Annotated in this window: 17 protein-coding genes and 1 riboswitch; of the genes, 8 read left to right on the top strand and 9 right to left on the bottom strand. The window is 74.6% G+C overall.

Translation table 11 applies throughout. The features are described from left to right. Positions 1–164 precede the first annotated feature (164 nt). Positions 165–3,482, bottom strand: coding sequence for an SNF2-related protein (locus tag LQU92_RS06055; protein ID WP_230778952.1), 3,318 nt, complete (start codon positions 3,480–3,482; stop codon positions 165–167). A gap of 125 nt (positions 3,483–3,607) precedes the next feature. Between LQU92_RS06055 and LQU92_RS06060 the strand changes: the two genes are divergently transcribed. Together LQU92_RS06060 and LQU92_RS06065 are read left to right on the top strand one after the other, a co-directional pair. After that, positions 3,608–6,733 carry a hypothetical protein gene (locus LQU92_RS06060; protein ID WP_230778955.1) on the top strand — a complete coding sequence of 1,042 codons (3,126 nt, stop codon included), beginning with the start codon at positions 3,608–3,610 and terminating at the stop codon, positions 6,731–6,733. Positions 6,734–6,944: 211 nt separating this feature from the next. Beyond that, positions 6,945–7,151, top strand: coding sequence for a cold-shock protein (locus tag LQU92_RS06065; RefSeq protein WP_047804984.1), 207 nt, complete (start codon positions 6,945–6,947; stop codon positions 7,149–7,151). 228 nt (positions 7,152–7,379) lie between these two features. On the opposite strand, the gene LQU92_RS06070 is transcribed toward LQU92_RS06065, so the two are convergent. Further along, entirely contained in the window at positions 7,380–7,676 is a 297-nt protein-coding gene (locus tag LQU92_RS06070) for a hypothetical protein (protein WP_230778959.1), read from the bottom strand. Positions 7,677–8,064: 388 nt separating this feature from the next. Then, a riboswitch (SAM riboswitch) is annotated at positions 8,065–8,191 on the top strand. 15 nt (positions 8,192–8,206) lie between these two features. Here LQU92_RS06070 and LQU92_RS06075 point away from each other — a divergent pair. Both LQU92_RS06075 and LQU92_RS06080 read left to right on the top strand, forming a co-directional pair. Beyond that, on the top strand, positions 8,207–8,350 hold the full coding sequence (locus tag LQU92_RS06075) for a hypothetical protein (RefSeq protein ID WP_180814729.1): 144 nt from the start codon (positions 8,207–8,209) through the stop codon (positions 8,348–8,350). A 7-nt stretch (positions 8,351–8,357) separates the two neighbouring features. Next, entirely contained in the window at positions 8,358–8,738 is a 381-nt protein-coding gene (locus LQU92_RS06080; protein ID WP_230778962.1) for a PIN domain-containing protein, read from the top strand. Positions 8,739–8,856: 118 nt separating this feature from the next. Here LQU92_RS06080 and LQU92_RS06085 read toward each other — a convergent pair whose 3' ends face one another. Continuing rightward, positions 8,857–10,008 (bottom strand): glycosyltransferase family 1 protein, encoded by a 1,152-nt coding sequence (locus tag LQU92_RS06085; RefSeq protein WP_230778965.1) that lies wholly within the window; start codon positions 10,006–10,008, stop codon positions 8,857–8,859. Positions 10,009–10,122: 114 nt separating this feature from the next. On the opposite strand from LQU92_RS06085, the gene LQU92_RS06090 reads away from it, so the two are divergent. Further along, positions 10,123–11,523, top strand: coding sequence for a DUF6350 family protein (locus tag LQU92_RS06090; protein WP_230778968.1), 1,401 nt, complete (start codon positions 10,123–10,125; stop codon positions 11,521–11,523). Here LQU92_RS06090 and LQU92_RS06095 read toward each other — a convergent pair. Continuing rightward, positions 11,436–11,921 carry a hypothetical protein gene (locus LQU92_RS06095; protein ID WP_058858229.1) on the bottom strand — a complete coding sequence of 162 codons (486 nt, stop codon included), beginning with the start codon at positions 11,919–11,921 and terminating at the stop codon, positions 11,436–11,438. The two genes, LQU92_RS06090 and LQU92_RS06095, sit on opposite strands and share 88 nt — an antisense overlap. A gap of 77 nt (positions 11,922–11,998) precedes the next feature. On the opposite strand from LQU92_RS06095, the gene purN reads away from it, so the two are divergent. Then, positions 11,999–12,574 carry a phosphoribosylglycinamide formyltransferase gene (gene purN, locus LQU92_RS06100; RefSeq protein ID WP_230778971.1) on the top strand — a complete coding sequence of 192 codons (576 nt, stop codon included), beginning with the start codon at positions 11,999–12,001 and terminating at the stop codon, positions 12,572–12,574. A 93-nt stretch (positions 12,575–12,667) separates the two neighbouring features. Beyond that, a complete protein-coding gene (purH, locus tag LQU92_RS06105) occupies positions 12,668–14,278 on the top strand; it encodes a bifunctional phosphoribosylaminoimidazolecarboxamide formyltransferase/IMP cyclohydrolase (protein WP_230778974.1) in 1,611 nt (536 codons plus the stop codon). 86 nt (positions 14,279–14,364) lie between these two features. Here purH and LQU92_RS06110 read toward each other — a convergent pair whose 3' ends face one another. The 3 genes from LQU92_RS06110 to LQU92_RS06120 all read right to left on the bottom strand — a co-directional run bounded on the left by LQU92_RS06110 (position 14,365) and on the right by LQU92_RS06120 (position 18,680). Beyond that, positions 14,365–16,587, bottom strand: coding sequence for an NADP-dependent isocitrate dehydrogenase (locus LQU92_RS06110; protein ID WP_230778977.1), 2,223 nt, complete (start codon positions 16,585–16,587; stop codon positions 14,365–14,367). Positions 16,588–16,779: 192 nt separating this feature from the next. Beyond that, the gene (locus LQU92_RS06115; protein ID WP_101852845.1) at positions 16,780–17,283 is read right to left on the bottom strand and encodes an Hsp20/alpha crystallin family protein; all 504 of its coding nucleotides are present in this window, start codon (positions 17,281–17,283) and stop codon (positions 16,780–16,782) included. Positions 17,284–17,456: 173 nt separating this feature from the next. Beyond that, a complete protein-coding gene (locus tag LQU92_RS06120) occupies positions 17,457–18,680 on the bottom strand; it encodes a Gfo/Idh/MocA family protein (RefSeq protein WP_230778980.1) in 1,224 nt (407 codons plus the stop codon). Positions 18,681–18,801: 121 nt separating this feature from the next. Between LQU92_RS06120 and LQU92_RS06125 the strand changes: the two genes are divergently transcribed. Beyond that, entirely contained in the window at positions 18,802–19,404 is a 603-nt protein-coding gene (locus LQU92_RS06125; protein WP_230778983.1) for a TetR/AcrR family transcriptional regulator, read from the top strand. 24 nt (positions 19,405–19,428) lie between these two features. On the opposite strand, the gene LQU92_RS06130 is transcribed toward LQU92_RS06125, so the two are convergent. Then, complete coding sequence (locus LQU92_RS06130) at positions 19,429–19,959, bottom strand: gamma carbonic anhydrase family protein (RefSeq protein WP_230778986.1); 531 nt, start codon at positions 19,957–19,959, stop codon at positions 19,429–19,431. Between the two features lie 9 nt (positions 19,960–19,968). Beyond that, on the bottom strand, positions 19,969–23,271 hold the full coding sequence (locus tag LQU92_RS06135) for a beta-phosphoglucomutase family hydrolase (RefSeq protein ID WP_101852841.1): 3,303 nt from the start codon (positions 23,269–23,271) through the stop codon (positions 19,969–19,971). Positions 23,272–23,337 lie beyond the last annotated feature (66 nt).

Raw genomic sequence — 23,337 nt, forward strand, 5'->3', positions numbered from 1 at the left:
GGCGGGACCGCTCGGATGCGAGGCGTGCCGCGTCCGAGCCCCGGCACGGTCGCGGCGGTCGTCCGGTGCGGTGCTGTCGATGCTAGCGGCTGCGTTCCGCCGCCCGCGTCCCGGGGACGATTGTGACCACCGGATGACGGGGCGGCGGGCGCAGGACGCCGCGCTCAGGGCTCCAGCAGCCCGCGGATGTCGTCGGCGCTCAGGGCCCCGGAGAACATGCGGTCGTCGTCGAGCACGGCGTCGAAGAGCTTCGCCTTGCGCTCCTTGAGGGCCATGACCTTCTCCTCGATGGTGTCCCGGGCCACGAGCCGGTAGACCATCACCTTCTTCTGCTGGCCGATCCGGTGGGTGCGGTCCACGGCCTGGGCCTCGGTCGCGGGGTTCCACCACGGGTCCAGCAGGAAGCAGTAGTCGGCCTCGGTGAGGTTGAGCCCGAAGCCGCCGGCCTTGAGGCTGACGAGGAACACGTGCGCCTCGCCGGAGGTGAATCGCTCGAGCACGCGGGCGCGGTCGGTCGTCGACCCGTCGAGGTAGGTGTAGGGGATCCGCAGCTCGTCCAGCCGGGCGGCGGCCTTCTTCAGGAAGCTCGTGAACTGGCTGAACACGAGGGGCCGGTGGCCCTCCGCGACGATCTCCGGCAGGTGCTCGAAGAGCAGGTCGAGCTTGCTGGAGGAGACCTCGGCGTCGGGGTCCACGAGGCCGGCGTCCAGGGCGAGCAGCCGCAGCGTGGTCAGCGACCGGAAGATCGTGAAGCGGTTGCGGTCGAGGTCGCGCAGCAGACCCAGCACCTTCTGCCGCTCCCGCTGCAGCCGGGTGTCGTAGAGGCGCCGGTGGGCGGGGGAGAGGTCCACCTCGATGGTCTGCTCGAGCTTGGGCGGCAGCTCGAGGTCCACGGACTCCTTGGTGCGGCGCAGCATCAGCGGCCGCACCCGCCGGTGCAGCCGCTCGAGGGCCGCCGGGTCCTCGCCGCGCTCGATCGGCCGCTGGTAGGCCTCGGTGAACCGGCGCCGGGACGGGAACAGCCCCGGGGCGGTGAGCGAGAGCAGCGCCCACAGCTCGGTGAGGCTGTTCTCCAGCGGCGTGCCGGTGATCGCGAGGGTGAACGGGGCGCCCAGCTCCCGGACCGCCCGGTGGGCCTTCGTGCGGGGGTTCTTCACGAACTGCGCCTCGTCCAGCAGCACCCCGGCCCAGGGCAGCTCCCGGTGGGCCGTCTCGTCCAGGCGCAGCAGGGTGTAGGAGGTCACCACCACGTGCGCGCCGGCGACCGTGTCCGCGAGCGGGGTGCCCGCGCGCGCCTGGGTGTCGGCCACGCCCACGGCGCGCAGCCCCGGGGCGAAGCGGCGGATCTCGGCGACCCAGTTCGGCACCACGGAGGTGGGGGCGACCACGAGGAACGGCGGCAGCCCCGGGTCGCGCTCCACGGCGCGGCAGATCAGGGCGATGGCCTGCACGGTCTTGCCCAGCCCCATGTCGTCGGCGAGGATCCCGCCCAGCCCGTGGTCCCACAGCACGCTCAGCCACGCGAAGCCCTCGCGCTGGTAGGGACGCAGCTCGGCGTGCAGCCCGGCCGGCACGGGCGGGGGCCCGTCCGCGCCGTGCTCGAGCAGGTCCCGCACCCCGCGCCGCCAGGACTCGGCCTGCTCGGTGTCATCGGCGAGCTCCTCGAGCTCCTCCCACAGCCCGGCCTGCTGCCGGTGGATCCGCAGCGGCCCCTCCGAGCTCTCCTGCAGGGAGCGGGCCTCCCGGATCAGCTCGCGCAGCCGGTCGAACTCCGGGCGGTCCAGCGCGAACCACGACCCGTCGGGGGTGAGCATCACGTCCTGGCCCTGGTCGAGGGCGCGGAAGACGTCGGCGAAGGGGATGTAGAACTGCCCGACCCGCACGGTGACGCCGAGGTCGAACCAGTCCCGGCGCTCGGTGGCCGCGGTGCTGACGGTGATGGTCGGCGGCTCGGCGGCCTGCCGGTAGGCGGGCGGGCCCCCGGTGTGCTCGATGCGCAGGTCCTGGACCTTCTCGAGGGCCGGCAGCCACTCGCGCATCAGCACGAGCGCGTCCCCGCCCGCCCAGCTCGAGCGGCGGAAGTCCACCCCCGGGGCGCGGTGGCGCACGGCCGCGGTCACGGCCGTCTCCCAGGAGGTCTCCCGGTCCACGGGCTCGTCGCCCAGCGGGTCCACGGGCCGGAACGGCAGGCGGATGCGCTCGCGGCCGCGCTGGTACTCCCACTCCCAGGCCGTGCGCACCGTCAGGTCGTCGTGCTCGAGGGTGAGCACCAGCTCGGGGTCGGCCACCTGGGGCAGCTCGATCGACCCGTCCCCGGCGGCCACGTCCATGCTGCGGTGCAGCCGCGGGAAGTAGCGGTCGAAGAACTCCCCGACCTCGTCCTCGGGGATCCGCAGCCCGCCGGCGGTGTCGAGGAAGCGCCGCTGCTCGCGGGTCAGGCGGGTGGCCAGCGGCACGAGGTGCAGCGGGAAGACGTTGAGGTCCTCGGCGGCCGCGACCTCCTGCGGGTCCCCGTCCGGGTGGAACAGTCCGTGCCCGGGGTCGCCGATGATGCGGGCGGTGTCCAGCGGGATCGCCCGCTGCCCGCTGTGCACGGTCGGGCGCAGCTCGAGGTCCGCGCCCGGGCCGCGCTCGACGTCCACGCAGAACCGGCCGGGGGCCTCGAGGACCACGGGCAGCCCGTGCTCCCGGCCGACCAGGGCGATGCCCGCGTCCTCGGCCCGGGCCAGGATCCCCCACAGCAGCGGGGAGGCGTAGGAGTCCAGGCGGATCCAGTGCCGGTCGTGGACGGGGTAGGGGGTGCGGGCCGCGCTGAGCGCGCGCAGCTCGTCGAACCAGTCCGCCTGGGCGGGGGCGAGCAGCCCCGGCTCGGCGGCCACCCGCTCCCAGTCCAGGCCGCCCTTGATCCACTGCCCGCGCCGGCCGCGGCGCACCGGGCGCACGGCCAGCTGCCAGGGCGCCGGTCCCTGCGCCCCCCGCCGGGGCGCGTGCCGCACCGCCTCGCGGCGCAGGTCGAACTCCAGGCCCACCGCGCCCTCGTCCTCCGCCGCGCCGGCCCCCGGGGCGGGACCGCCCCCGAGGATCCGGGACAGCTCGTCCTTCCAGTCGGGGGCCTCCTGTGCCCCGGGCTCCTCCGGCGACGACGGCGCGGCCGTCCCGCCCGTGCGGTGGGCCCGGACCGCCGCCTCGAAGTTGTGCCGCAGCACCACGGCCACGGCGTGCTTGCAGAACCCGCCCGCGGGGCAGGTGCACCAGGCGGACCCGGGGGCGCCCCCGGCGCCGACGCGCACGGTCGTGGCGTAGGTCCGGCCCGAGCCCTCGACCTCGGCCTCGAGCGTGCCGGACCCGTCCGCGGCCGGCGCCCACTCCACCGACCGGACCCGGCCGGAGCGGAAGTAGTCCTGCCCGCGGCGGAAGACCGCGGGCCCGGCGGCCGCGACGAGACGCCGGGAGTCCACGAGGGGACCGGGAGGGGAGTGCATCCCTCCACCGTATCGGCCCCCGCGGACCTCCGCCGCCGTGCCCGGGTCCTCCGGGGCCTCGCTATGATCGTGGCGACCCCTCGAACGACGACAGCGGCCTGCCTGCGGCCGCGGACGGAGGACTCGTGCCCGACGCAGCTGGGCTCCGGCTCGGAGACCACGCCATTGCCGACAGTGCCGAGGAGGCCGCCTACCTCCGCTGGAACGATGCCGTGTGCGCCGCCTTCTTCGGGCCCCACCGCGCCGGTGAGCCCGTCTACCTCGACCTCGACGAGCGGGCCCTGGCCGTCATCGGGGAGGAGCAGGGCCTGGACGGCCCGTCCACCCTGCGGGCGCTCGCGGACTCGGTGACCCCGCTGCTCGTGACCGGCGAGGACCGCCGGCCCGTGTTCGAGGCCTTCACCCGGCTCAACGACCGGTGGTACCGGGCCTCGCGGCGCAGCCTCGACTCGCTGGCCGAGATCCCGCCGCCGCCGGTGGTGGGCCTGCTGGCCCTGTTCGCGCTCGCCGGCCGGCACATGTCCACGCTCGCCGCGCGCACGGGCAACAAGTCCGTCTCCACCTTCTTCCTCCCCCTGGCCGTGCTCCTGCAGGCCGGGGCGGACAACACCAAGGCCCTCGAGGCGTCCTTCAAGAAGGACACCGAGGCGTACTGGGACGCCCTGCGCTACTGGCTCGAGCTGCGCGACGGCGAGATCGGGCTGCCCACCGCCTACGCCGTCAACCAGCGGCCCGTGGGCCTGGCGCTGTCCCAGACGATGCTCGGGGAGGCCGAGCGGCGCCAGCTGCACCGGATGTTCGAGGACCTCGGGGTGACCACCGCCCAGGGGCTCTCCGCGGCCGAGCTCGGGATCTACGTCGACTTCTGGCTCGACCTGGCCGAGACGAAGGCGTCGAAGGCCATGAAGCAGATCTGGGCGAACCCGCTGACCCGCGAGCCCGGCCTCGAGATCGCCCTCGCGGAGCTCGCGGTGTGGGAGAAGTCCCGGGAGCAGGCCCGCGCCGAGGTGCGCGCCGGAGCCCGCGGTCCCGGCCGCAGCGCGGTCAAGGGCTGCTCGCTGTCGCTGACCGACAGCACCGACTACGTGGGCAACCCGGTCTACGAGCTCGGCTTCGTGGTGCCCAAGCGCTTCCTCACCGGCCGGGAGGTCGAGCTGGGGACGACGGCGGGGCCCCGCACCGTCTTCCTGTCCTACATCGGCGACGCCTTCCTGGGCACCTCCGCCTACACCGCCCGCCTGGACACCGAGAGCCTGCTCGGCGGCACCCTGCGCCTGGGCGCCGGGCCCGTGCGCTTCGAGCGCAACCCGCGCCCCGTCGTCGTCCTGGCCAAGGACGGGTTCTCCGACACCTTCATCTCCGTGGACCACATCCCCGCCGCGTGGCCGTGCCGGGTCATGGTCCGCGACGAGCCCGAGTGGATCGCCCGGATCAAGCGGATCCTCGACGACTCCGCCTCCCCGGACTACCGCTTCGTCGAGGCCGGCACCCACGGCCTGCCCGAGGGCTGGGTGATGTTCGACGACGTGCAGGTGCTGCGCGCCGGCAACCCCGAGCTGACCGCCGACGACAACTTCTCCGGCCTCGTCCCGCGCCTTGTGCCCGCCGTGACGCTCTCCGGCGGGCTGCGCATCCCCGGCGACGTCGTGCGCTGGTCGGCGCTGCGCCCGCCCCAGGTCACCGTCACCTCGGACGCCGACGCCCCGCTGAGCGTCGAGGTCGAGTGGCGCAACCCCCACTCCTTCCGGCTCGAGAAGGCCCGGCTCGCCGAGAACCGGGTGCCGCCGTTCCAGATCTCCCTCGAGGGCACCCCGCTGGCCCGCCCCGACGGCACGCTGCGGCCCAACGACTACACGCTCGTGCTCAAGGCCGGGCGCACCGTGAAGCAGCGCCGGGAGTTCAAGCTGCGGGACTCGTCCTTCTACGTCACCCAGCGCTCCCTGGGCTACGAGGGGGAGATGGTGCACGTGGCCGCCGAGCCGCTGTGGGCGGTCAGCGCCGCCACGGCCGCCGAGCTGCCGGAGGAGTACGTCCAGGGCTCCTTCGACAACCTCCCCGCCCGGGAGGTCGCGACCGGCCACGAGGTGCCCGCCGCCCCGGGCTGGCACTCCTCCGAGGGCCAGCTGCTGCTCGAGCGCACCAACGTGCTGCCCGAGCCCGAGGGCCGCTCCTGCCTGGCCACGGGGCGGCACCGGATCGTGCTGCCGGCGATGGAGCCCAAGGCGAAGGCGCCCTGGATCTTCGGCGAGTGCGCCCAGTGCGGGCTGCAGAAGCGCTACCCGGGCCGGCTCACCAAGCCCTCGGCGATCACCCCGGCCGGCTCGGTCGAGTCGCTGCGGTTCATCGGCCCCGACGAGGGGGACTACCCCACCTCCTGGCTGCCCTTCCGCGACGCCCTGACCTTCCTGGGCGGCGGCAAGCGCTCGAGCCTGTCCATCGTGGCCCGCCAGCTCGAGGACTCCGAGCGCTTCGAGGAGTGGTTCGTGGGCCACCTCCAGGCCCTCGGCTTCCTCGAGGTGGTCCGCGACGAGCACTGGAGCGTGCGCCGCTGGCAGGTGTGCGGCCCGTCCCTGACCCAGCTCGTCGACGGCTCCGTGCTGCTGACCGGCGGGTGGACCCCCGAGAAGGAGCAGGTGGTCGCCGAGGCCGCCGCAGCCCAGGAGGCCTCCGTCGTCGTGCTCTCCCCGGAGGACCACGCGACCACGCTGCTGCAGGACGTGGACCTCGAACGGCTGCAGGAGGCCCTGCCCCACGGGCTGTGCGACGTGGTCTTCGAGGCGGGCCCCGTCATGCTCGACACCCTGCCCCCGCTCTCCGAGGTCGAGCAGGACCTGCCGCGCGCGGAGATGCAGTACAACGGGGTCGCCGAGCGGTTCGTGCCCGAGGACGCCACGTGGGAGGCCACCGAGGACCGGGACCTCCCGGGCCTGTACCGGATCAACCACCACCACCGCACCCGCTACGCGTTCCGCACCCCCGAGGACGTCGCCTCCGGCCACGCCCGCTTCGTGGCCTCCGGCATCGGCAAGCACTTCGCGGCCCGCCGCGCCGGGGTGCCGCTGGTCTCCTACGATCCCGAGCTGCAGCTGCTGTCCGTGCCGATCGGGGCGGAGCTGTCCGGGCTCTACGCCCGCGCCGCGGTGCTGTGCTCCGGGCTGCTGCCGGCGAAGGTGGACGAGGACTTCTCCCTCAACTACGGCGACGTCTCCCCGGAGTTCGCCCAGGTGCTGGTCGACAAGCTCATGGGCTGAGCTGTGGCGCACGCCGCAGGACGCGGGGGTGGGCACCGCCCTCGCAGCCGTGTAGAGTGGGCGGAGTTGTTGAGGTTGTCGTTTTGGATTTCAAGCAGTTCGGCCCGCCACGGGTGCAGCAGTTTTTCTGAGAAGACGTTTTCTGGCATCACAACTGACCGGTTTCCCGATCCCCGGGGAACGTCCATCTCATGAAAGACCAGGTATCACCATGACTACCGGCATCGTCAAGTGGTTCAACGCCGACAAGGGCTTCGGCTTCATCACCCCCGAGGACGGCTCCAAGGACGTCTTCGCCCACTTCTCCGCGATCAACTCCGGCGGCTTCCGCTCGCTGAACGAGAACGACCGCGTCGAGTTCGAGACCCAGGACGGCCCGAAGGGCCCCCAGGCCGCGAACATCACCGTCATCTCCTGATCACCTTCTGATCGGAAGCTGACGACGGGCCACGGGCCCGCTCGCTCCAACGGAACCGCCGCCGGGCCCCGCCCGGCGGCGGTTCCGTCGTTCCCGGACGTCCCGCCCCGGGAAGGGGCCGGGGCACGGCCCCGGGTGCGGCGCCGCGTCCACCCCCGGGCACGCGCAGGGCCGCGACCCTCGGGGTCGCGGCCCTGGACGAGCTGCGCGTGCGCCCGCGCCGCCGGTCTACGCCGACAGCGGCAGCGAGGCGGGGTGCAGCTTGAAGAACGGGTGGCGGCCGGTCGCCGCGGTGGCGCCGGGGACGAGGAGCTGACGGTACTTGGCGCACCATTGCGCGGATCCCGCCGTGTGCTCCGCCGCGGCGGCGAGGTCGTCGGCCTCCGCGGTGGTGTACTCCTCGACGTCCCCGTCGGTGGACGTGAGACGGACGAGGTGCAGATCGGGCAGGGCGGCGACGGTCACGTCGATCCACTCCTCCCGCTGTTCGCTGGTCGTGGCTGGTCGTTCCTGGGACATGGTCATGTTTTCTCTCTCCTGACGTTCTTGCGGGCGTCCGTTCTCGTCGCCCACCGCTTCGTCATCCGAACCACCCGTGAACCGCGGGTTGGCGTGCAGCCGGTCGGAGCCTTCCGCGCACCGGGCAGGGACCACCGGTCCCGTGGGGATGCGCAGGGACTGCATCTCGAGAAGCAGGATCAGGGTAGCCCGCCGCACCGACACCACGACAAGTTCTGCGTGAGATGTGTCACGCGATCGTCATGGAGCGCGGTGCGCCGGCCCGCTCCCGGGCCCGCTCCTCGTCCACCGGACACCACTCAACACGGTCCGTGTGTCGTGGGGGTGACGGGACGGTGACGGGTGCGGAACGTCCCTGCCGCGGCCCCGGCGGGTGTGGTTGAATGGGGGACAGCTTCAAGAGTTCCGGTCGCCAAGCTCCGACTTGACCGGGCACCAACCCCATGTTCACGGGTGGTTCGGATGAGGAAGCGGCTCGCAACCGCCGCCGCGGCGGCACCCGGTGCGAGCAAGAGCACAGCGAAGGACCCCTCGCCATGACCGACGCCCCCGCGGTTGCCGCCCCCGCCGCCGTCTCCGCCCTGAGCCTCGACGACTACGCCCGCCACGTCGAGGAGCGCACCCGTTTCGTGGACTTCCTGCTGGCCCCCGTGCGCGACGAGCGCGCCGCGGCGGCCTGACCCGCCCGTGGACCTGCTGCTGGACCGCTCCGTGCTGCTGGGCGTGCGCACCCCGCAGCGCAGCCCCGGCCTCGCCGGGGCCCTGCGCCGCAACGGCCACCGGCGGATGTACCTGCCCGCTCCCGCGCTCGGGGAGCTGCTCGCCGGGCGGCCGGAGGAGGCGCTGTGGGCCCAGCAGCTCGAGCTGCGCTTCGCGGAGCGGGTGCTGCCCGTCGACGCCGCGGTCGCCCGCGCGTGGGGGCAGCTGGGCGCCGGCGGGTGCGCGGACCCGGTCGCCGGCCTGACGGCGGCGACGGCGCTCGTGCACGGGCTGACCGTGCTCACCGCCGAGCCCGACCGCTACGCCGGCACGGGCGCGCCCGTGCTCCCCGCCGACCCGCGGCGCTGACCCGGGCCGCCCGCGGACCCGTGCCCGCCGGGGCACCGGCGCCCTCCCGGCGCGTCCGGGAGGGGGGCGGCCCGGCGTGCAGGGACGTGCCGGGCCGGCACGCGCCGGAGGGGCGCGCTCAGGCGGTGCGGCGCGGAGCGGGGCGGTGCCCGGTCGCGCGCAGCGCCACGGCGTCGCGGTAGTGGCCCAGCAGCTCGTCGCCGAGGGCCTCCCACGTGCGCCCCCGCACGGCCGCGCGGGCCGCCGCGCCCAAGGCCGCCCGCTTGGCCTCGTCCCCGGTGAGGTCGGCCACCCGGTCGCGCAGCGCGCCCAGGTCCCCGGGCGGGTAGAGCCAGCCCGTGCGGGAGGAGTCCACGAGGTCCACGGGCCCGCCGCGGCCGGTGGCGACCACCGGCACCCCGGAGGCCATGGCCTCCTGGACGGTCTGGCAGAACGTCTCGAACTCGCCCGGGTGGACGAACACGTCGAGGGAGGCCATCACCCGGGCCAGCTGAGCGCCGCCCAGGAAGCCGGTGAAGTGCGCCCCCGGCAGGCGGCGGCGCAGGGCCTCCTCCTCCGGGCCGGAGCCGACGACGACGAGGCGGGTGCCCGGCAGGTCGGCGACCGCCGCGAGGTCCTCGACCTGCTTCTCCGGGGCGATCCGCCCCACGTAGCCCACCAGGCGCCGGCCGCCGCCGACCTCCCGGCGCCACCGCTCGTCCCGGTGGGCGGGGTCGAAGCGGACCGCGTCCACGCCCCGGCGCCACAGGCGCACGTCCGGGACCCCGTGCTCGGCCAGCTGCCGCACCGACGCCGTGGACGGGGCCAGCGTCAGGGTCGCGAGCCCGTGCATCGAGCGGACCCGGGACCACAGCAGCTGCTCGAGGAACGGGGCGCCGTACTTGGCGGCGTAGCCGGGCACGTCGGTCTGGTAGACGGCCACGCAGGGCAGGCCCAGCTGGTCGGCCGCGACGACCGCCCGCCGGCCCAGCACGAACGGGGAGGCGGCGTGCACCACGTCGGGCCCGATCCGCTCCAGCAGCCGCCGCACCCGCGCGACCGTGCCCCCGGCCACCCGCACGTCGGGGTAGCCGGTCAGGGGCAGGGCCGGCAGCCGGTGCACCGGCACGCCGTCGAGGTCCGCCGGCGCGGAGCCGGCCGGGCCGTAGGAGGGGGCGATCACCTCCGCGTCGTGACCGCGGGCGCGCAGGTGCTCCAGCACGCGCAGCACGGAGTGGGTGACCCCGTTCATGTGGGGGAGGAACTGTTCGGCGACGAGGGCGACTCTCACGTCCCCGACCCTGCCGCGCCGCGGCGACGCCCGGGCCGCCCCCGCGTGACCCGCCGGTGACGCGGTCGTGAACTCCCGCCCGGCGGGACGGGGTGCGTGGGAGAATGTGCGGTGATGACTTCCCACAGCCCTTCCTCCCCTGTCCGCCGCGGCGTGCCGATGCCCCTGTGGCTGCAGGGCCTGTTCGAGCTCGGCTCCGTGGCGGTGCTCTCCTGGCTGCTGGTGCTGCTGACCGTGCTCATGGTCTGGCTCGCCGACGGCTTCGACGACCTCGGCCTGCCCGGCGGGTTCGCGCTGTCCGGGCAGGTGTGGCTGCTGGCCCACCTCGTGCCGCTGCAGGTGAGCCTTGAGCCCGGGGCCGGGCTGCCGGCCACCACCGGGGCGCTGACCCTCGTGCCGCTGGGGCTGACCCTCGTGCCGTTCGCGCTCGCGTGGGCGGCCGGACGGCGGCTGGCGCGCGCGTGCTGGGAGGGGCAGTTCTGGCAGCCCTACCTCACCGGCCTCGCCGGCTACGCCGGCCTGGGCGCGGGGGCCGCGCTGCTCTTCCGCACGGAGGAGGTCTCGGCCGCACCGTGGGCCGGGGCCCTCTTCCCGCTCGTGCCCGTGGCCCTCGGGGCGTTCGTGGGTGCCTTCCGGGCCTCCCGCTCGCTGCCCGGGCTCATCGGCGTCAACGCCGCGGCGTGGGTGGAGCGCACGAGCCAGTACTCCCGCTGGGCCGGGTCCTACGTCTGGGCCGTGCTGCGGGCCGGGTTCCTCGCGGCGGTCGCGGGGGTCGGCATCGGCGGGGCCGTGCTGGCGGCGGCGCTGCTGTGGAACTGGAACGACGTCGTGACGGTCTACCAGCGCCTGGGCACCGGCGCACCGGGGGACACCGCGCTCACCGCCCTGCAGCTGGGCTACCTGCCCAACCTCGTGGTGTGGGCCTTCGCGTGGGCCACCGGCGCGGGCTTCGACCTCGGCGCCGGCACGCACGTCTCGCCGCTGGGCACCGAGCCGGGGCCCGTGCCGCTGCTGCCGGTGCTGGCGGCCCTGCCGCCGGAGCAGCTGCCGGCGTGGGCGCTGACCGTCGTCGTCCTGCCGCTGCTGGCCGGGGTCCTCGCCGGGTGGTGGTTCGTGCGCGAGGGCGAGAACCACCTCGACGACTGGATGGCCATCCGTCTGCCCGCCCGCTGGCTCACCTACCCCCTCTCGGCCCTGCTGACCGGGGCGTTCACGGGACTGGTGGCCGGGGTCCTGACGATGGCGCTGAGCTGGATCGCCCAGGGCTCCCTGGGGCTGGGGCGGCTCGTGCAGGTCGGGCCCGACGGGCTGCAGGTGCTGCTGCTCTTCGGCGCCGAGGTCGCCCTGGGCGCCGCCGTGGGGTGCGCGCTGGGCCCCTGGCTCGAGCGCGAGTCCCCGGCCGCGCCCCTGCGCCCCGGCGCACCGGTTCAGGCGGGGCGGTCCGCCGCCGGTGCGGAGCCGGCCGGGCCCGTGGCTCCGGAGGACTCCGCGGCGGTCCCCTCCCCGGAGAGGTAGGACCAGACGTCCTCCTCCAGCTGCTGCTGGCACCGGGCACCGCCGGAGATCGTCAGCGTGGAGGAGACGCAGCGGTCGTAGGCCTCGGCCACCGGCCACAGCGCCAGACGGGCCGCCCCCGTGAGCAGGCTCGTGCCGCCGAGCACCAGCACGGCCACCGCCCCCACCACGAGCAGGGTGCGCCGGCCCGTGCCCGCGGAGCGCACGAGCGCGGCGACGCCCAGCCCCACGGCCAGGGCCGCGGCGGCGGTGCCGGCCACGGTCGGCCAGAACGCGGCGCCCACCAGCGCCGTGGCCACCGCCGTGCACACCAGCCCCGCGACCGTCGTGCGCCGGGCCGCGGCGCGGCGGGCGTCCTGGCGGGCGGGCGGGGCGCTGGGCGCGGGGGGAGGAGCCATGCCCCTCACTCTAGACGGTGGGCCGCACCCGCCCGGGCGCGCGGACCGGGCCCGCCCGCCGCGGCTAGACTCGACGCATGCGCATCGTGGTCATGGTCTCGGGGTCCGGCACCAACCTCCAGGCGGTGCTCGACGCCGTCCGGGAGGGCCGCATCGACGTCGAGATCGCCGCGGTGGGCGCCGACAAGCCCTGCCGCGGGCTCGAGCGCGCCGAGGCCGCGGGGATCCCCACGTTCCTCGTCCGTCCCGGCGAGCACCCCGACCGGGGGAGCTGGAACCGGGCGCTGCAGGAGGCCGTGGCCGCCCACGCGCCCGACCGGGTGCTGTTCGCCGGGTTCATGCGCATCGTCGACGCCGGGTTCGTCGCCGCCTTCGCGGGCCGCATCGTCAACACCCACCCCTCCCTGCTGCCCTCCTTCCCGGGCGCCCACGCCGTGCGCGACGCCCTGGCCCACGGGGTGCGGATCACGGGCGTGACCGTGCACGAGGTCGTGGCCGACGTCGACGCCGGCCCGATCCTCGCCCAGGCCGCGGTGCCGGTCGAGGACGGCGACGACGAGCGGGCCCTGCACGAGCGGATCAAGGCCGCCGAGCGGGAGCTGCTCGTGGCGACCCTCGGCGCCCTGGCCCGCGCCCCGCACCCCGCCCGCTGACCGGGCCGGCCCGGCGGCGGGTCCTGCGGGGTCCGTAGACTGGTGGGCGGCGCGCCGCGCCGACACCCGCCGACCCCGACGCTTGGAGTTCCCGTGAGCCTTCCCCAGCCCGACCGCGTGCCCATCCGACGAGCCCTGGTGTCCGTCTACGACAAGACGGGCCTGGAGGACCTCGCCCGCGGGCTGCACGAGGCCGGCGTGGCCCTCGTCTCCACCGGCTCCACGGCCGAGCGGATCGCCGCGGCGGGGGTGCCCGTCACCCAGGTCGCCGAGGTGACCGGGTTCCAGGAGTGCCTCGAGGGCCGGGTGAAGACCCTGCACCCGCGCGTGCACGCCGGCATCCTGGCCGACCGGCGCAAGCCCGAGCACATGGAGCAGCTCGCGCAGCTGGAGATCGAGCCCTTCGACCTCGTCGTCGTCAACCTCTACCCGTTCACGCAGACCGTGCGCTCCGGAGCCGGCCAGGACGACGTGGTGGAGCAGATCGACATCGGCGGGCCCTCCATGGTCCGCGCCGCGGCCAAGAACCACGCGGCCGTCTCCGTGGTCGTCGACCCGGCCGGCTACGGCGGGGTCGTCGAGGCCGCCCGGGCCGGCGGGTTCGACCTCGCCGCCCGCCGCCGGCTGGCCGCCGCCGCCTTCGCCCACACGGCCGCCTACGACACCGCCGTGGCCACCTGGACCATGCAGCAGTTCGCCGGCGAGGAGGAGGCGAACGCCTTCCCGCCCTACGCCGGGCTCGCCCTCCAGCGCGCGGCGACCCTGCGCTACGGCGAAAACCCCCACCAGCGGGCGGCCCTGTACGTCGACGAGGCCGCCGCCCCGGGCATCGCCCAGGCCGACCAGCTGCACGGCAAGGAGATGTCCTACAACAACTACGTGGACGCCGACGCCGCGCTGCGCGCCGCCTACGACTTCGACGAGCCCGCCGTGGCGGTCGTCAAGCACAACAACCCCTGCGGCGTCGCGGTCGCCGGGCCGGGGGCGGCGGACCCGGTCGCCGAGGCCCACCGCAAGGCCCACGCCTGCGACCCGCTCTCGGCCTACGGCGGGGTGATCGCGGCCAACCGGCCCGTGACCCGGGCCATGGCCGAGACCGTCAAGGACATCTTCACCGAGGTCGTCGTGGCCCCGGGCTTCGAGCCCGAGGCCCTCGAGCTGCTGCAGGAGAAGAAGAACATCCGCCTGCTGCAGCTGCCGGAGGACTTCGGCCGCGACGCGCTGGAGTACCGCCAGGTCTCCGGCGGGGCCCTGCTGCAGCTGCCGGACCGGCTCGACGCCGAGGGCGACGACCCCGCGCACTGGACCCTCGCCGCCGGCGAGGCCGCCGACGAGCGCACCCTCGCCGACCTCGCTTTCGCGTGGCGGGCCCTGCGGGCCGTGAAGTCCAACGCGATCCTGCTCGCCGACGACGGCGCCTCCGTGGGCATCGGCATGGGCCAGGTCAACCGGGTCGACTCCTGCCGGCTGTCCGTCGAGCGCGCCAACACCCTCGGCGCCGACGGCGCGGAGCGCGCCCGCGGCGCGGTGGCCGCCTCGGACGCGTTCTTCCCCTTCGCCGACGGCCTGCAGGTGCTGCTCGACGCCGGGGTGCGCGCCGTGGTCCAGCCCGGCGGGTCGGTGCGCGACGAGGAGGTCGTCGAGGCCGCCCGCGCCGCCGGGGTGACGATGTACTTCACCGGCGCCCGGCACTTCTTCCACTGACCGGACGGGGCGGCGCCCCGCCCGTCAACGGCCGAGGGCCCCTCCCGCACGCGGCGGGAGGGGCCCTCGGCCCGTGTTCCGGGGGATCAGGCGCTGAGCGAGGCCAGCACCCGGTTGAAGGTCTCCGACGGGCGCATCACCGCGGTGGTCTTCGCGTCGTCCGGACGGTAGTACCCACCGATGTCGGCCGGGCGGCCCTGCACGGCGAGCAGCTCCTCGTTGATCGCCTGCTCGTTCTCGGCCAGCTCCTGCGCGACGGCCGCGAACGCCCGGGCCAGCTCGGCGTCGGCGTCCTGCCGGGCGAGCTCCTGGGCCCAGTACAGGGCCAGGTAGAAGTGGCTGCCCCGGTTGTCGATCTCACCGGCCTTGCGGCTCGGGGACTTGTTCTCGTCGAGGAAGGTCCCGGTCGCGCGGTCCAGGGTGTCGGCCAGGACCTGGGCGCGGGCGTTGTCGTAGCGCGTGGCCAGGTGGTCGAAGCTCGCCGCCAGGGCGAGGAACTCCCCGAGGCTGTCCCAGCGCAGGTGGTTCTCCTCCACCAGCTGCTGGACGTGCTTCGGGGCCGACCCGCCGGCGCCCGTCTCGAACAGGCCGCCGCCGTTGATCAGCGGCACCACGGAGAGCATCTTCGCGGAGGTGCCCAGCTCGAGGATCGGGAACAGGTCGGTGAGGTAGTCGCGCAGCACGTTGCCGGTGACGGAGATCGTGTCCTCGCCGCGGCGGATCCGCTCGAGGGAGTACGCGGTGGCCTCCTCGGGGGACATGATCTCCAGCTGCAGGCCCTCGGTGTCGTGCTCGCCCAGGTACTGCTCGACCTTGGCGATCAGGTTGGCGTCGTGGGCGCGGTCGCGGTCCAGCCAGAAGACCGCGGGGGAGCCGGTGGCGCGGGCGCGGGTGACGGCCAGCTTGACCCAGTCGCGCACGGCGACGTCCTTGGTCTGGCAGGCCCGCCAGATGTCGCCGGCGGCGACCTCGTGCTCCATGAGCACGGTCCCGGAGCCGTCGACGACCTGCACGCGGCCGGCGGCGGGGATCTCGAAGGTCTTGTCGTGGGAGCCGTACTCCTCGGCCTTCATGGCCATGAGCCCGACGTTGGGCACGGAGCCCATGGTGCGCGGGTCGAAGGCGCCGTTCCTGCGGCAGTCGTCGATGACGACCTGGTAGACCCCGGCGTAGGAGCTGTCCGGGAGCACCGCGAGGGTGTCGGCCTCCTCGCCGTCCGGGCCCCACATGTGCCCGGAGGTGCGGATCATCGCGGGCATCGAGGCGTCGACGATGACGTCGGAGGGCACGTGCAGGTTCGTGATGCCCTTGTCCGAGTTGACCATCGCGAGCTTCGGGCCCTCGGCGAGGCCCTTGTCGATCGCGGCCCGCACCTCGTCGCGCACGCCGGCGGGGAGGGCGTCGAGGCCGTTGAGGATCGCGGCGAGGCCGTTGTCCGGGCTCAGCCCGGCCTCGCGCAGCGCCTCGCCGTGCGCGGCGAAGAGCTCGGGGAAGAACGCCTCGATCACGTGGCCGAAGATGATCGGGTCGGAGACCTTCATCATGGTGGCCTTCAGGTGCACGGAGAACAGCACGTCCTCGCGCTTGGCGCGCTCGACCTGCTCGGCCAGGAACGCGTCCAGGGCGGCGGCGCGCATCACGGTGGAGTCCACGACCTCGCCGGCGAGCACCGGCACGGACTCCTTGAGCACGGTGGTCGAGCCGTCCTCGGCGACCAGGCGGATGCTCAGGGCGCCGTCCTCGGCGACGACGACGGACTGCTCGTTGGCGCGGAAGTCGTCGGCGCCCATGGTCGCGACGTTGGTGCGCGAGTCGGCGGACCACGCGCCCATGCGGTGCGGGTTCTTCCGGGCGTAGTTCTTCACCGAGGCGGGGGCGCGGCGGTCGGAGTTGCCCTCGCGCAGCACCGGGTTGACGGCCGAGCCCTTGATCTTGTCGTAGCGGGCCCGGACCTCCTTCTCCTCGTCGGTGCCCGGCTCGTCCGGGTAGTCCGGCAGGTCGACGCCCTGGCCCTGGAGCTCCTTGACGGCGGCCTTGAGCTGCGGCACGGAGGCCGAGATGTTCGGCAGCTTGATGATGTTGGCCTCGGGGGTCCTGGCCAGCTCGCCCAGCTCGGCGAGGGCGTCGGCCATCCGCTGGTCCTCCGGCAGGCGGTCGGAGAAGGCCGCGACGATGCGGCCGGCCAGCGAGATGTCGCGGGTCTCCACCTCGACGCCGGCGGTGGAGGCGAAGGCCTCGACGACCGGCTTGAAGGAGTAGGTGGCGAGCAGCGGCGCCTCGTCGGTGCGGGTGTAGATGATCTTTGCCATGTGCGGGCTTCTCTCCCATGAACGTGGTCGGATCGGGACGGTGGTTCCTGGGCTCAATCTACCCGAGGCGCCGCGGGCCCCCGGAACGGGAGGCGGGGGGAGGGCCGGTCCGGACCGGAGGGGCGCGCACGGCCGGGGGCCCGCTCCGTGCGGAGCGGGCCCCCGGCCGTGGACGGGTGCGGTCGCCGGTGCTCAGCCCTCGGTGGACTGGGTCGAGGTCTCGCCGTTGACGAGCTCGCCCTCGCCGATCACGCGGTCCCCGCCCGAACCGGTCCCGCCGCCCAGGGACTGCCGGTCGTCGCCGCCGGAGACGACCTGGATCTTGCGCGGCTTGGCCTGGGCCGAGACGGGGATGGTCACCGTGAGCACGCCGTTGTCGTAGCTCGCGGCGATGCCCTCGATGTCGATGCCCTGGCCCAGGTTGAGCTGGCGCACGAACGAGGAGCTCTGCCGCTCGCGGGTGATCCACTGCACGTCCTTGACCTCGGGCAGCTTGCGCTCGGCGCGGATCGTGAGCAGCTGGCCGTCGACGTCCACGTCCACGCTCTCCGGGTCGATGCCGGGCAGGTCCGCCCGCAGGATGTACTCGTCGCCGTCCCGGTACAGGTCCATCGGCATCTCCCGCAGGCCCGGGCGGGCGAAGAAGGAGTTCGCCAGGCGGTCGAAGTCGTTGAACGGGGAGAACATGGTGGCCATGTCAATCATCTCCTCAACCAAATGAGCAATGGTCCAGACACTTAGTTGAGTCAGATCAACTCAACTGTGTTCAGGATAGCGTTCGCCGGCCGGGCGGGCAACGGGTCCCGCGCCGGATCGCCCACGGCGAACCGCGCGCCGTCCGGGCGCACCCCCGTGCGGCTGCGGGCCCCTCAGGGGTCGGTGGGCAGGGCGTCGTCGTGCGGGTAGACGAGCCCGATCCGCGCCCGCACGCGGTCGAAGAACTCCGCGGTCGCCAGGGAGTCGGCCCACGGCACCACCGGGGACTCGGTCAGCCCGGCCTGCACGCAGCGGGTCGCCTCGCGCATCTCGTAGACGTAGCCGGCGCCGGTGACGGCCACGCGCTCGACGACGGGGGCCGCGCCCCGGCGCAGCCCCTCCGCCGGCTGCAGCACGAGGGCCGTGGGGCAGTTGATCCGCCCGTCCACGCGCAGCCACCCCTCGGTGCCCGAGACCACCACCTGGTGGGGGACCGCCGCCGAGAGCGTGCCGCTGACGTGCCCGCGGGCGCCGCCGAACTCGAGGGTCAGGGCGGTGTCCACGTCCACGGCGGTCGGACCGAGCTCGGCCCGGGCGCTCCACGAGCGCGGTGCGCCCAGCAGGGCGGCGGTCCAGGTCAGCGGGTAGACGAGCATGTCCAGCAGCACGCCGCCGCCGTCGGCCCGGCAGAACAGCCGGTGGTCCGGGTCGACCGGGCGGGACATGCCGATCGTGCCGTCCACGGCCCGCACCCGGCCCAGGTCCCCGCTGCGCACCCGGCGCAGCGCGGCCCGGAAGCCCGGGGTCATCCGCGTCCAGACCGCCTCCATGAGCAGCACCCCGTGGGCGCGCGCGAGGCGGATCAGGTCGCGGACCTCGGCGGCGGTGATCGCCAGGGCCTTCTCGCACACGACGTGCTTGCCGGCGCGCAGCAGGACCGAGACGTCGCGGTGGTGGTGGCCGTGCGGGGTGGCCACGTAGACGACCTCGACGTCGGGGTCGCCCGCCAGCCGCTCCAGTCCCGTGGCAGCGGCGGTGTCCCCGTAGGCGCGCTCGATCCCGTGCCGGCGGGCGAAGTCCTCGGCCCGGGCCTGCACCCGCGAGCTCACGGCCACGACCCGGGCGTCGGGCAGGGCCGCGATGTCCGGGACGACCTTCTCGGCGATCGACGCGGTGCTCACCACGCCCCACCGGAGGGTGCGGCCCGTGGGGGCCAGCGGCTCGTCCAGGTGCGCGGCCCCCAGGGCCGCGGCGGCGAACGGGGCGAGGGGCGGGTCCCCGGCGGCCGGGGTGGCGGCAGAGGGGGCACCGGCGGAGGGGCCGGGGGCGTGCCTGCCGGGGTCACTGCTCCCGGGGGCGGGGGGCGCTGGGGTGTGCGGGACGGCGGAGTGCGGCATCGTCGCATTCTGCCACCCGGTGCCGTCCCCGCACCGCTGCCCGTCCCCGCCCGCGGCGGGAGGCGGGCCGGGCGGACGACCGTTCCGCCGTGCTCGGCGGGCCTCGCCTAGACTGGCGGGCGTGGCGAGGGTGAGCGAGCAGTACCGGCAGCGGCGGCGCGCGCAGATCGTCGAGGCCGCGAGCGGGTGCTTCCTCGAGCACGGCTACGAGGGCGCCTCGATGCACCGGATCATCGCCGCGACGGGGCTGTCCGCCGGGGCCCTGTACAACCACTTCCCGTCCAAGCAGGAGCTCGTGCTCGCCGCCGCGGGCGCGGCCCTGGACCGCGTGCTCGCCGGGGACGGCGCGGAGCCGGCCGGGGGCGGCGCAGGGCCGGCCTTCGAGCCCGCGGAGTGGCTCGTGGCCCTGCTCGAGCGCCTGGCCGCGGATCCCGCCACGACCCGGCTGCTGCTGGTCACCTGGGGCGCGGCCGCGACCGACCCGGCCCTCGGCGCGCTCGCCGGGGAGCACCTGGGGCGGCTGCGGGCCCTCGTGGCCCGGCGCTACGGGCGGTGGGCCGTCGAGGAGCTGGGCCTGGACGAGGCCGCGGCGCAGGAGTGGACGGGGATGTTCGCCCAGGCGATCCTGTCGGTGCTCCAGGGCTGGGTGGTCCAGTCGTGCCTGCTGCCCGGCTTCGACCCCGAGGCCTACCGCGACTACGCCCGCACGCTCACGGCCCCCTGAGCCCGTCCCGGGCCCGGTGCGTCCTCAGGCCCCGCGGTGCTCGGCGGAGAGCTGCACATAGGTGCGCGCGTTGGTGCGCACGCGCTCCTGCTCCTCCGCGGTCAGCTCCCGGCGCACCTTCGCGGGCACGCCGGCGACCAGGGAGCGGGGCGGGACCACGGTGCCCTCCAGCACCACCGCGCCGGCGGCCACGAGGGAGCCCTCGCCGACCACCGCGCCGTTGAGGACGGTCGCGTTCATCCCCACGAGCACGCCGTCGGCCACGGTGCACCCGTGGACCACGGCCCCGTGGCCGACGCTGACGCCGGCCCCGATCGTGCAGGGGCGGCCGGGGTCCGAGTGGACCACGACGTTGTCCTGCAGGTTCGAGCCCGCGCCCAGGCGCACGGGGGAGCGGTCCCCGCGCACGACGGCGCCGTAGAAGACCCCGGAGTCCGGGCCGAGCTCGACGTCCCCGACCACGGTCGCCCCCGGGGCGACGAAGGCGGTCGGGTCGATCCGGGGCGTGTGCCCGCCGTGGGGCAGCACCCGTGCGGTGGTGGTCCGTGCGTCCATGGGCCCAGCCTAGTGGGCGCCCCGCCGGGGGTGGCGCTGCTGGATGGCCACGCGGATCCGCTGCCCGCCCTTGAGCACGTACTCGGCCCCGTGCACGTGCACGGTGACGCTGCCGGCCCGGCGCGAGGTGCCCTCCAGCTCGAGGACCTGGTGGTCGATGCAGACCCGGATCATCTGCCCGCGGTAGAGGACGGTGAAGGAGACCTTCTCGAGCTGGCTGGGCAGGGCCGGGTCGAACTCCAGCCACTCCCCGCGCACCCGCAGCCCGGCGTAGGCGCGGGTGACGACGTCGACCGAGCCGGCCATCGCGCCGAGGTGGATCCCCTCGCCGGTGGTCCCGCCCTGCGTGTCGTCGAGGTCGATCAGCAGCGCGTCCTGGAACGCCGACCACGACCGGTCCGGGTGCAGCCAGGCGAGCACCGAGGCGTTGACCACCCGCGAGAGCGAGGAGCCGTGCGAGGACCGGGCGATGTAGTGGTCGACCGTGCGCTCGATCGTCGCGTGGTCCACCGCGTACCCCATCCGCCCCAGCTCCTCGACCAGGCCCTCGGGGCCGAAGAGGTAGACGAGCATGATCGCGTCGGCCTGCTTGGCGAGCTTGTAGTTGTTGGTCATGTCCCCCTCGTTCTCCAGCAGGAGGTCGAGGCGGCCGATGTTGCGGTACTTGGCCCGGTAGTACTCCCAGTCCAGCTCGTCGAGGTCGTCCCACCCGTCGAACTGGCTGACCGTGCCGTCGCGGTTGAACGGGACGAACATCCGCTCCGCCATCCGCTGCCAGGTGCCGACCTCCTCGGCGGTGAGGTCGTAGCGGGCCGAGAGCTCCTCGCGCTGGTGCTCCACCATGTCGTTGAAGATGTGGGCGCTGTGCCGGAACAGCCAGGCCGCGAGCACGTTGGTGTAGGCGTTGTCCTTCAGCCCGCCGCCGTGCTGGCCGCGCGGGCCGTCGTGGTACTCGTCCGGGCCCATCACCCCGGCGATGTGGTAGCGCTCGTCGGCCGGGTCGTAGTCGGTCAGCGAGGCGAACAGGCGGGTGATCCCGATGATCAGCTCCGCGCCCTGCCCGGCCAGCCAGTCGAGGTCCCCGGTGGTCTCGTAGTAGATCCAGGCGTTGTAGGCGATCGCCAGGCCCACGTGGAACTGCCGCCACGAGTTGTCCGGCAGCCACCGGTTCGAGTGGTGGTTGAACAGCTCCGGCGGGGTCTCCTCGCGCCCGTCCGAGCCGGACTGCCACGGGAAGGCGCTGCCCTCGAGACCGAACTCGGTGGCCCGGTGCCGGGCCATGGCCAGGCGGCGCCACCGGTAGGACAGCAGCGAGCGGGTCACCGCCGGCTGGCGCAGGTTCACGACCGGGAGGATGTAGAGCTCGTCCCAGAAGATGTGGCCCCGGTAGCCCTCCCCGTGCAGGCCGCGGGCCGGGACCCCGGCGTCGCGCAGGGACATGTGCGGGGCGAGGGTCTGGGCGACGTGGAACAGGTGCACCCGCAGCGCCAGCTGCGTCATGCACAGCTCGCCCGTGCGCTCGGCCGGGTCGGGGCACACGTCCACGTCGTAGCGGTCCCACAGCAGCTGCCACTCGGTCTCGTGGGAGGGCAGCAGCCCCCGCACGCCGGAGGGGTTGCGGTCCAGCTCGGCGAGCGCGCCCTCGCGCGGGGAGCCGATCGCGGCGTCGCGGCTGGTGACCACGGCCGTGGTCGAGTCGATGACCACCGGCCTGCCCTCGACCACGTTGACCTGGTGGCGGCGGAACTCGGTGCCGCCGGGGCGGATCTCGCGCCGCTCCCGCACGTTCTGCCCGCCCTCGATCCGGGTCCGCTGGGCGGTGGTGATCTCGATCTTCGACTGGGTGGTGCGCACGTGCGAGAGCAGCGTCTCGTGGTCGTCGGGCAGGGAGGTGGACTCGAGGTCCACCAGGTGGTGGGCGTTGAGCTCCTTGTACTCCGCCACGCCGTTGTTGCGCACGGTCGGGTCGATGCCGGTGCGCACGTGCAGCCGCCCCGACCACCCGCGGGCGGTCACCGTGGTCTCCTGGGCCCCGAGGTGGCGGTAGCGCAGCGAGACGAGCCGGCGCTGGACGATCTCCAGGCGGGCGCGGGAGCCGTCGTCGCCCAGGTCGCCGTTGAGGTCGGTGAGCACGAGCGAGCGCACGAGCAGGCCCCGGCGCAGGTCCAGCTCGACCCGCTCCTCGGAGGGCACGAGACCGCCCTCGGACCACCACTCCCCGCCCGAGACGCGCAGGTCCAGGTGGGTCCAGTTGGGGGCGTTGACCATCGACTCGTGCTCGACGTCGCGGCCGCTGAGGTGGCTGACCACGCGGTTGAACACCCCGGCCAGGTAGTTGCCGGGGTAGTGCACGCCGTTGTCGGCGAACTCGCACGCCGACCCGCGCACGCCCATGTAGCCGTTGGCCAGCGTCAGCAGGGCCTCGCGGCGCGGCTCGGTGGCGGGGTCGAAGCCCTCGAAGACCAGCTTCCACGGGTCCTCGCGGCGGGAGCCCAGGTCCAGCTCGGCGACGTCGTTGAGCACGAGGGTCGCGCCGGCGCGGTAGAGGTCCCGGCGCTCGCCGTGGCGGCGCACGCCCACGACCGTGCCGAAGCCGCCGGCGGCCGCGGCGCGGACGCCGGCCACGGCGTCCTCCACGACCACGGAGCGGGCCGGGTCGACCCCGAGCATCCGGGCGCAGGTGAGGAAGGTGTCGGGCTCGGGCTTGCCGGGCAGCCCGTGCTCGGCGGCGAAGTGGCCGTCCACGATGATGTCGAAGGCGTCCTGCAGGCCGGCGGCGGCCAGCACGGGGACGCTGTTGCGGCTGGCCGTCACGAGCCCGACCGGCACCCCGGCGGCCCGCAGCCGCTCGATCAGCGCCACCGTCCCGGCGAAGACCCGCACGCCGGTCTGCTCGAGCACCTCCTGGAAGTAGGTGTTCTTCAGCGCGGCCTGGCCCTGGACGGTCCACGCCCCGGGGGTCTCCTCGCCCTCGGGCAGCCGGGCGCCGCGGGCGGCCAGCAGGGAGCGGATCCCGTCCTCGCGGCGGCGCCCGTCCACGTAGTGGCGGTAGTCGGCGTCGGCGTCGAACGGGCGGCGGTCGACCTGCCCGCCCTCCTCGGCGGGCTCGAGCCGCGCGTCGGCGAGGATCGCGTCGAACAGCGTCCGCCACGCGGCGGCGTGCACCGCCGCGGTGTCCGTCACGACCCCGTCCATGTCGAAGATCACGGCCTCGTGCGGGATGCGCAGCCCGTCGACGGCGAACGGGGGGTTCTCGGCGGTGCGCACGCGGGGCAGGGACGCGGTGAACGGGGCCGTGGGAAGAGCGTTCACGGGGGGATCCTCCGGAGCGTGACGGGCAGTGCCCGGGGCCCCGGCGGGACCGCACGGGAAACCCAG

Source organism: Kocuria sp. LUK (assembly GCF_021012935.1).
GTDB classification, from domain to species: Bacteria; Actinomycetota; Actinomycetes; order Actinomycetales; family Micrococcaceae; genus Kocuria; species Kocuria flava.